We start from the raw sequence: 8042 nt of genomic DNA on the forward strand, positions 1-8042 counted from the left end.
GACCCGGGCGTACCTTGACGGCCGATCTGATGTGCCGTCAGGAAACCGAAAGGGAGCGGAAATCGTGTCGTACCGGAAACGAACCGCCGCGTTCGCGTCCGTCGCGGCTCTGGCCGGCTCGGCGGTGCTGATGGCCGCCCCCGCAGCCGAGGCCAAGGTCGTCGACGTCAACTACCAGTGCAAGACGCCGATCGGCAACAAGAGCGCCGTCTCGCCCATCGACATCAAGGGCGTCAAGAGCGGCAGTGGCTACAAGATCACCATGTCCTGGCAGAAGGGCGTCTCCTCCAGCCCGGTCGAACTGGGCAAGGGCGCGATGAACCCGAGCGCCACCATCAAGCTGGGCGGCGCCGACAGCGGCACGATGAATGTGAGCGGCCCGGCCAACCAGGCCGCCATCCCGGCCAACACCCCCATCAAGATCAATGACTTGACGGGCACCTACACCCCGAAGAAGACGGGCAGCGTCACCTTCACTCCGGGCATCCTCACCATCAAGGCGCTCGGTACGACGACGACCTGCACGCCGTCCAACAGCCCCGGGCCGGCACTGACGCTGGACGTGACGGCGGCGGGCGGCAGCTCCGGCGGGACCAGCCAGAGTGGCAGCGAGTCGGGCTCCTCGCTCCCGCAGACCGGCCCCGACGACTCCGCGATCGCCCTGGGCACGTTCGGCGGCACGGTGCTCCTCGCGGGCGCGGCGGGCGCGCTGTGGATCACGCGGAGGAACCAGACGGCCCGCCGCTGAACAACCCGAACGACCGCTGGAGCCGCCGGATGTCGTCTGCTGCCCGTGTCCTGTTCGTGTCACTCCTGCTCGTGCTGACCGCTGCCCCGGTGGCCTGTGCCGCCGACGGCTGGTCCGTCGCGCCCTCCGGCGGCGGGCGGCCCTCCTTCTACGCCGAGGGGGCGCCCGGGACGGCGCTGCAGGACACGGTGTCCGTGACCAACCGGAGCGGGCGGGCGGTCACGGTGCGGCTGAGCGGCAGCGGCGTTCCGGTCACCTTCGCCGAGAGCCGGGTGCGGGTGCCCGCCCGCACCCGCGCCGACGTCCCGTTCACGGTGAGCGCGCGCGGCGACCGCAGCGGCGAGATCGTCGCCCGAGACCAGGACGGCCGTACGGCCGCGGTTGCGGTCCGTCTGCGGGTGGGTGGACCGGCACTGTCCGCGCTGACCGTCGAGCACGTGGCCGTGCACGGCGACCGCATCACGTACAACCTGGTCAACCGCGGTACGACCACCCTCGTACCGAGCCTCGCCGTCCACGCGGACGGCCTCTTCGGCCCGGTCCTCGACCGCCCTTCACGCACCCTGCCCCTCCGCCTCGCCCCCGGCCGCCGCCTGCAACTCTCCGAGCCGTGGCCGGACCGCCCCGCCCTGGACGCCGTCGACGTACGGCTGACGGTGACAGCGGCGGGCGGCGCCCACGACTCGGCGGGGGCGTCGACGCGGTTCGTGCCGTGGGGTGCGGTGCTCGGGGTTGCGGGGGCGGTGGCGGCCGGGGGCGCCTTGTCGGCCGTACGACGTCGCAGGCGTCGTAAGCCCGACGAAGCACCCGAACCCCCGCTTACGGAAGTCGAGTTGACGGGAGCGGTGACGTGAACGGCAAGCTGCGGACTACGGCGCTGCTGGCGGTGCTCGCGCTGCTCCTGCTGCCCATGGCCGGGACGGCGGCGGCCGACGGGCCGAGCGTCAAGCTCTCCAAGTCCCAGGCGGGGACCGGCGGTTCGATCACCGTGAGCGGCAGCGGCTGGCGGTCGCACGCACTGCTGATGATGCTGATCTGCGGGCAGTCCACGCCGTCGAGGGGCGTGATCGGCGGCACCAACTCCTGTGCCAACGGCGACGGCAGGGCCGTCACCACCGACGCCAAGGGGCGCTTCAGCAAGAAGCTGCCGGTGGCCGAGCCGCCGGTGCCGTGCCCGTGCGTGGTCCATGTGGCGACCGTGGAGGGTGCGAAGGCGCAGGCCGACGCGGTCCTTCAGGTGGCCGGACACGCGGTGGAGCCGCTGCCCACGGAGCCGTCCGGCGGGCGCCTGTCCGTCCTCACGGACACCCGGCTCGACGGCTCCAGTGGCCTGCTCACCTGGTTCGGCGCACCGCCCGCGCGCACCCTCGTCTTCACCGTCGGCAACGCCGGTACGACCGCGATCAAGAACCCCGTATTCCAACTCGGCACCTCCCACGGCGTGTTCGCCCCGCAGTGGGAGGAGCAGCAGTGGCGCGGCACCATCGCGCCCGGCAAGAAGGCGCAGATCAAGCTGCCCTTCGAGCTGACGGCGGGCGCGCACGGCGACTACACCGTCTCCCTGAAGTACGGCGGGAAGGTCCTCGCCGAGCAGCCCTGGGGTGTGGGCCGGCCCTGGGGCGTGACCCTGTTCTGGATCCTGGTCTGCGTGGTCGTGCCCGCCGCCGTGTTCCGCGCCGGGATGGCCGTCGTGGACCGGATACGGCCGCGGCGCGCGGGCGGCCTGCGCCACCGCGGGCTGCGCATGCCCGAACTGACCCTGCGCATGCCGAAGTTCACGACCCCCAAGGCGGACGAAGAACCCGCCTCCGACTCGACCCTGCCGTGGTTCACCCCGGACTCCGATCCGGGCACGGCCGGGAGGCTCTCCGCACCGCACGACGACAGCCCGACGAGTCCAACGACTCCCACAAGGAAGGGACCCACGTGAGCAAGCGAAGGAGAGTCATACCGGTCGGCGTGGACCGGGTCCGGAGAGCGGGTGCGGCGGGCGCCGCGCTGGTGCTCGGCGGGGCGGGCGTTCTGCTGGGTGTGGCCGCCGGGACCGCGCAGGCCGCGGAGGTGTCGTTCGCGACGCACTGCGTGCCGCCCGCGGGCATCGATCCCGTCGACGGCACGACGAAGGTCGAGATCACCGCGCCGGCCACGGCGAAGGTGGGCGACACGGTGGACGTCGTATGGAAGTTCGTCCAGGCCGCCTCCAAGAACCCGGACATCATCGACCTGCCCGCCAACTCGGTCCAGCCGTCCGGGGTGTTGAAGGCGGCCGGCGCGCAGACCGCCGACATCGCGATGCAGGGGGCGCGGGAGAACCCGGCCATCCCCAAGGGCGGCGCCATGGTGCTGTCCGACATGAAGGGCACGCTGAAGCTGACGGCGCCGGGCGCGGTGACGCTCACCCCGGACGCGTACACCGTCAACGCGATGTCGACGGACACCAAGTGCACGCCGACGGAGACGGTGCAGAAGGCGGCGACGATCGAGGTGGCGCCGGGGGACGGAAGTTCGTCGAGCACGACACCCGACCCGACGGACTCCGCCTCGCAGTCGTCGTCACCGTCAGCCTCGGCTTCCGACACGGCGAGCGCGTCGGCCTCCGCCTCCGCCAGTGACGGCACCGGCAGCGACCAGACGGACTTCACCGGCAAGGAAGTCGAAATCCCCTACACCTGCCAGTCGCCGATCGGCGAGAAGAAGGCGACCTCGCCCATCCAGATCAACGCCAAGAAGAACGGCGGCAGTTTCGACCTCACCGTGCAGTTCAAGAAGTCGGTGATGGACAGCCCGGCCGACATCCCCAAGGGCTCGGTCAAGCCGTCGATGGAGGTCGTCCTGGGCGGCGCGGACAAGGGCACGGTCCACGTGGAAGGCCCGACCAACTCCAAGGACATCAAGTCGGGCGAGCCGATCGAGATCCCGGACCTCACCGGCACCTACAAGCCGGGCGCGGACGGCAAGTCGACCCTCTCCCCGGGTGTCCTGACCATCAACGCCCTGGGCACGACGACCACTTGCAAGCCCGACAAGACAGAGGTCTCCCTGACCCTGGACACGACGGAACAGGCGAGCGGGGCATCGGGCGGCTCGTCGTCGACGTCCGGCGGTTCGTCGTCCTCGTCGTCGAGCGGGGGCTTGGCGGAGACGGGTTCGAGTGACCACGGGGCGCTGAAGGCCCTGGGGTTGGTGGCCGGTACCGCGGTCCTTTTGGGTGCAGCGGTCTTTACGTTCCTGCCGGGACGCCGGGCGCGCTGAGGCTTTTTGTTTTTAGGGGCGCGGGGAACTGCGCGACCAGCCACACACGACCGTTAGACGAAAGGGCCGCTGCACCCATATGGATGCAGCGGCCCTCTCGGCGAATCCAACCGTCAGTGCACGTCACCCATAAGCGACTTCACCTTCCGCCGGTACATCCACACCGCAAAGCCCGCGAGAGCGGCAAGCGCGGCCTCGCCGAACACCGCAGGCGTCCCGCTGAGGTCGACCCCCGCGATCGCCGGGTTGGACAACAGGCTCGTGACGGAGTCCCCGGCGGTGACCGCGAGGAACCACACGCCCATCATCTGGCTGGCGTACTTGGCCGCGGCCATCTTGGTCGTGACCGACAGGCCGACCGGGGAGAGGCACAGCTCACCGACGGTCTGGATGAAGTAGATGCCCACCAGCCACATCGGGCTGACCGCGGTGCCGTTCGCCGCCATGGCCAGCGGGACCAGGAAGAAGAAGAACGAGACGCCGATCAGGACCAGGCCCATCGAGAACTTCACGATGGTGCTGGGCTCCTTGCCCTGGCGGTTCAGCCACACCCAGATCCAGGCGAAGACCGGGGCCAGCGCCATGATGAACAGCGGGTTCAGCGACTGGTACCAGGAGGTCGGGAAGTCGAAGCCGAGCAGCGACGTCGCCGCCTTGCCCTCGCCGAACGCCTGGACGGTGGACGCGCCCTGGTCGTAGATCATCCAGAACACGGCGGCCGCGACGAAGAACCAGATGTAGCCGGTCATCTTCGACTGCTCGGCGGTGCTGAGCTCCTTGTCGCGCTTGATGCGCAGCAGGACGCCCGCCGGGACGACCAGACCGATGATGGTCAGCGGGATCATCGCCCAGTTCAGCGTGAAGTGGCCGGTGAAGCCCACGACGCCGTAGAAGACGGTCGCGGCGATCACCCAGAGCAGACCCTTGCGCAGGAAGGCCGCGCGCTCCTCGGCCGCCAGCGGCTTCGGGACGACGCTGCTCTGCGGGCTCAGGTTGCGCGTGCCGAGCAGGAACGCGGCCAGGCCGATCGCCATACCGACCGCGGCCATGCCGAAGCCGAGGTGCCAGCTGACCTTCTGGCCGACGGTGCCGATGGCCAGCGGCGCGAAGAACGCACCGGCGTTGATGCCCATGTAGAAGATCGTGAAGCCGCCGTCACGGCGCGGGTCGTCCGGGCCGTCGTAGAGATGGCCCACCATCGTGGAGATGTTGGCCTTGAGCAGACCGGAGCCGGCCGCGACCAGCGCGAGGCCCGCGAAGAAGGGGGCCTGGCCGCCGGGCAGCGCCAGCGTCACGTGGCCGGCCATGATCGTGACGGCCGCGATGGCCACCGTCTTGCGGGGGCCCCAGACGCGGTCGCCGAGCCAGCCGCCGGGCATGGCGAGCAGGTACACCATCGCCGAGTAGACGGAGACGATCACCGTGGTGGTGGCCACGTCCATGGCCAGGCCGCCGCCCATGCTCCCCTTGCCGGCGCCGGGGCCGCCGGAGAGCAGGTAAACGGTGAGCAGGGCCTTCATGCCGTAGTAGGAGAATCGCTCCCACATCTCTGTCATGAAGAGAGTGGCCAGACCGCGAGGGTGGCCGAAGAAGGTCTTCTCGGAGCCGGGGGTGCCCGGGCGCACCGAGTCCTTCGTCAAGCTGGACGCCATGGTCGTTCCTTGCTGGTGGGGGTTTACCGCACACAAATGGGACCTTCAGCGTCAAGTGGTCGCCAAAGGTCCGCGCAGTGCTACAGGCGTTGTTTCACCATACGGCAGGACACTGCCGGATATGGAAGGACTTGAGAGATGGATCACAGGTAGGAACGGAACCGTACACCCTTTTCCAAGGTCTTTTCCAAGATCACACCCCATAGACACAGGTTCCCCCGGGTACGCCCAAAGGTAAGAATCACGCGTGCCGATCACACCCCAGCACATGTCAAGAGCGGACTACCATCACCTCATGACCCGTGTACTGCTCGCCGAGGACGACGCGTCCATCTCGGAGCCGCTGGCCCGCGCCCTGCGCCGGGAAGGTTACGAGGTCGAGGTGCGCGAGGACGGCCCCACTGCGCTCGACGCCGGCATGCAGGGCGGCGTCGACCTGGTCGTGCTGGACCTCGGTCTGCCCGGTATGGACGGCCTCGAGGTCGCCCGCCGACTGCGCGCCGAAGGCCACACCGTGCCGATCCTCATCCTGACCGCGCGTGCCGACGAGGTGGACACCGTCGTCGGTCTCGACGCCGGCGCCGACGACTACGTCACCAAGCCCTTCCGGCTCGCCGAACTGCTCGCCCGTGTCCGGGCCCTGCTGCGGCGCGGTGCCGCGGAGCCGGCGCAGCCGCCCGCGACCCACGGTGTGCGCATCGACGTCGAGTCGCACCGGGCGTGGATGGGCGACGAGGAACTCCAGCTCACCGCCAAGGAGTTCGACCTGCTGCGGGTCCTGGTGCGGGACGCCGGCCGGGTGGTCACCCGTGACCAGCTGATGCGCGAGGTCTGGGACACGACCTGGTGGTCGTCGACCAAGACGCTCGACATGCACATCTCCTGGCTGCGCAAGAAGCTCGGCGACGACGCGGCGAACCCCCGCTACATCGCCACGGTACGAGGCGTGGGCTTCCGCTTCGAGAAGAGCTGAACCCCACCCGTAGGCCTCCCCAGGTACACAGGCCGACCCAGGTACAGAGGACATGCGCCGTCGACTGATCCAGTCCACGCTCGCCGTGGTGCTCGTCGTGATCGCCGTCTTCGGCGTGTCCCTCGTCATCGTCGAGACCCGCACGATCAGCAACAGCGCCCAGGAACGGGTGAGTGCCGAGGCGCAGCGGGTGGCCAGCATCGTGGACAGCCGGCTGAACAGCGACGGGACGGTCGACGCGGAGATCCTGCACGGGCAGGTCACGGGCGAGCGGTTCGCCGTCATCCGGATCCCGGGGAAGCCGGCCATCGAGGTCGGCACCCGGCCGGAGGGCGACGTCATCCGCGGCCACGCCAAGGGCGAGGAGGGTGAGACCGTCGTCGTCGAGGAGCCGCGCTCGACGGTGAGCCGGGAGGTCGGCCGTACGCTGCTGATCATCGGGCTCGTCGCGCTGCTCGCGGTGGTGGCGGCCGTACTCCTGGCGATCCGCCAGGCCAACCGGCTCGCCTCGCCGCTCACCGACCTCGCCGAGACGGCCGAGCGGCTCGGCTCCGGTGACCCGCGTCCCCGCCACAAGCGGTACGGCGTCCCGGAGCTGGACCGGGTCGCCGACGTGCTCGACGGCTCCGCCGAGCGCATCGCGCGTATGCTCACCGCCGAGCGGCGGCTGGCGGCCGATGCCTCCCATCAGCTGCGCACACCGCTGACCGCGTTGTCGATGCGGCTGGAGGAGATCACCCTCACCGACGACCCGGACACGGTGAAGGAGGAGGCCAATGTCGCGCTCACGCAGGTCGAGCGGTTGACGGACGTGGTGGAACGTCTCCTCACCAACGCGCGCGACCCGCGCACCGGCAGCGCGGTCTCTTTCGACCTCGACGAGGTCATCCAGCAGCAGCTCGCCGAGTGGCGCCCCGCGTACCGCAGTGTGGGCCGGGCGATCGTGAGCTCCGGCAAGCGGCATCTGCAGGCGGTCGGCACGCCGGGCGCGGTCGCCCAGGTTCTGGCGGCACTGATCGAGAACTCCCTGATGCACGGCGGCGGCACGGTGGCGCTGCGCACCCGCGTGACCGGCAACCAGGCGGTGGTCGAGGTGACGGACGAAGGCCCCGGCGTCCCGGCGGACCTCGGCGCGCGCATCTTCGAGCGCACGATCAGCGGCCGCAACTCCACGGGCATCGGCCTCGCAGTCGCCCGCGACCTCGCAGAGGCAGACGGCGGCCGCCTGGAAATGCTCCAGACCCAGCCACCGGTGTTCGGCCTGTTCCTGTCGCGCACACCCCTGAAGAGGCCACCGACGGACGAGGAACCTACGACGGTGCGCTAGTGTCCTGCGCCAGTAGTTGATCGTTAGTAGTCGTGTGACTTCTGCTGCTGGTGCGTCAGTTCCTCGTCGGGGCCCGAAACTGGAGCCGTT

Annotated in this window: 7 protein-coding genes; 6 read left to right on the forward strand and 1 reads right to left on the reverse strand. The window is 69.8% G+C overall.

What is annotated here, in order from left to right; translation table 11 throughout:
* Positions 1-64: 64 nt before the first annotated feature.
* Genes ACFY1L_RS25115 through ACFY1L_RS25130 form a run of 4 tightly spaced genes read left to right on the forward strand, consistent with a single transcriptional unit; the run spans position 65 to position 4000 of the window.
* The gene (locus tag ACFY1L_RS25115; RefSeq protein WP_388828347.1) at positions 65-748 is read left to right on the forward strand and encodes an LPXTG cell wall anchor domain-containing protein; all 684 of its coding nucleotides are present in this window, start codon (positions 65-67) and stop codon (positions 746-748) included.
* 29 nt (positions 749-777) lie between these two features.
* Positions 778-1602 (forward strand): hypothetical protein, encoded by an 825-nt coding sequence (locus ACFY1L_RS25120; RefSeq protein WP_388828350.1) that lies wholly within the window; start codon positions 778-780, stop codon positions 1600-1602.
* Positions 1599-2678 (forward strand): hypothetical protein, encoded by a 1080-nt coding sequence (locus tag ACFY1L_RS25125; RefSeq protein WP_388828352.1) that lies wholly within the window; start codon positions 1599-1601, stop codon positions 2676-2678. The genes ACFY1L_RS25120 and ACFY1L_RS25125 overlap by 4 nt, the downstream gene beginning before the upstream one ends.
* Complete coding sequence (locus ACFY1L_RS25130) at positions 2675-4000, forward strand: hypothetical protein (protein WP_388828355.1); 1326 nt, start codon at positions 2675-2677, stop codon at positions 3998-4000. The genes ACFY1L_RS25125 and ACFY1L_RS25130 overlap by 4 nt, the downstream gene beginning before the upstream one ends.
* Positions 4001-4113: 113 nt before the next feature.
* Here ACFY1L_RS25130 and ACFY1L_RS25135 read toward each other — a convergent pair whose 3' ends face one another.
* Complete coding sequence (locus ACFY1L_RS25135) at positions 4114-5652, reverse strand: peptide MFS transporter (RefSeq protein WP_388828357.1); 1539 nt, start codon at positions 5650-5652, stop codon at positions 4114-4116.
* A 295-nt stretch (positions 5653-5947) separates the two neighbouring features.
* Between ACFY1L_RS25135 and ACFY1L_RS25140 the strand changes: the two genes are divergently transcribed.
* Entirely contained in the window at positions 5948-6625 is a 678-nt protein-coding gene (locus ACFY1L_RS25140) for a response regulator transcription factor (protein WP_058928367.1), read from the forward strand.
* A gap of 52 nt (positions 6626-6677) precedes the next feature.
* Positions 6678-7952: an ATP-binding protein gene (locus ACFY1L_RS25145; protein ID WP_388828361.1), complete on the forward strand. Its 1275-nt coding sequence runs from the start codon at positions 6678-6680 to the stop codon at positions 7950-7952.
* Positions 7953-8042: the final 90 nt, after the last annotated feature.

This window comes from Streptomyces sp. NPDC001663 (assembly GCF_042893105.1).
In the GTDB taxonomy this organism is placed as follows: domain Bacteria; phylum Actinomycetota; class Actinomycetes; order Streptomycetales; family Streptomycetaceae; genus Streptomyces.

Bases quoted from the DNA above. Each gene is read 5' to 3' on its own strand.
- ACFY1L_RS25120 (WP_388828350.1), top strand. From the start codon at position 778: ATGTCGTCTGCTGCCCGTGTCCTGTTCGTGTCACTCCTGCTCGTGCTG.
- ACFY1L_RS25135 (WP_388828357.1), bottom strand. From the start codon at position 5,652: ATGGCGTCCAGCTTGACGAAGGACTCGGTGCGCCCGGGCACCCCCGGC.
- ACFY1L_RS25140 (WP_058928367.1), top strand. From the start codon at position 5,948: ATGACCCGTGTACTGCTCGCCGAGGACGACGCGTCCATCTCGGAGCCG.
- ACFY1L_RS25145 (WP_388828361.1), top strand. From the start codon at position 6,678: ATGCGCCGTCGACTGATCCAGTCCACGCTCGCCGTGGTGCTCGTCGTG.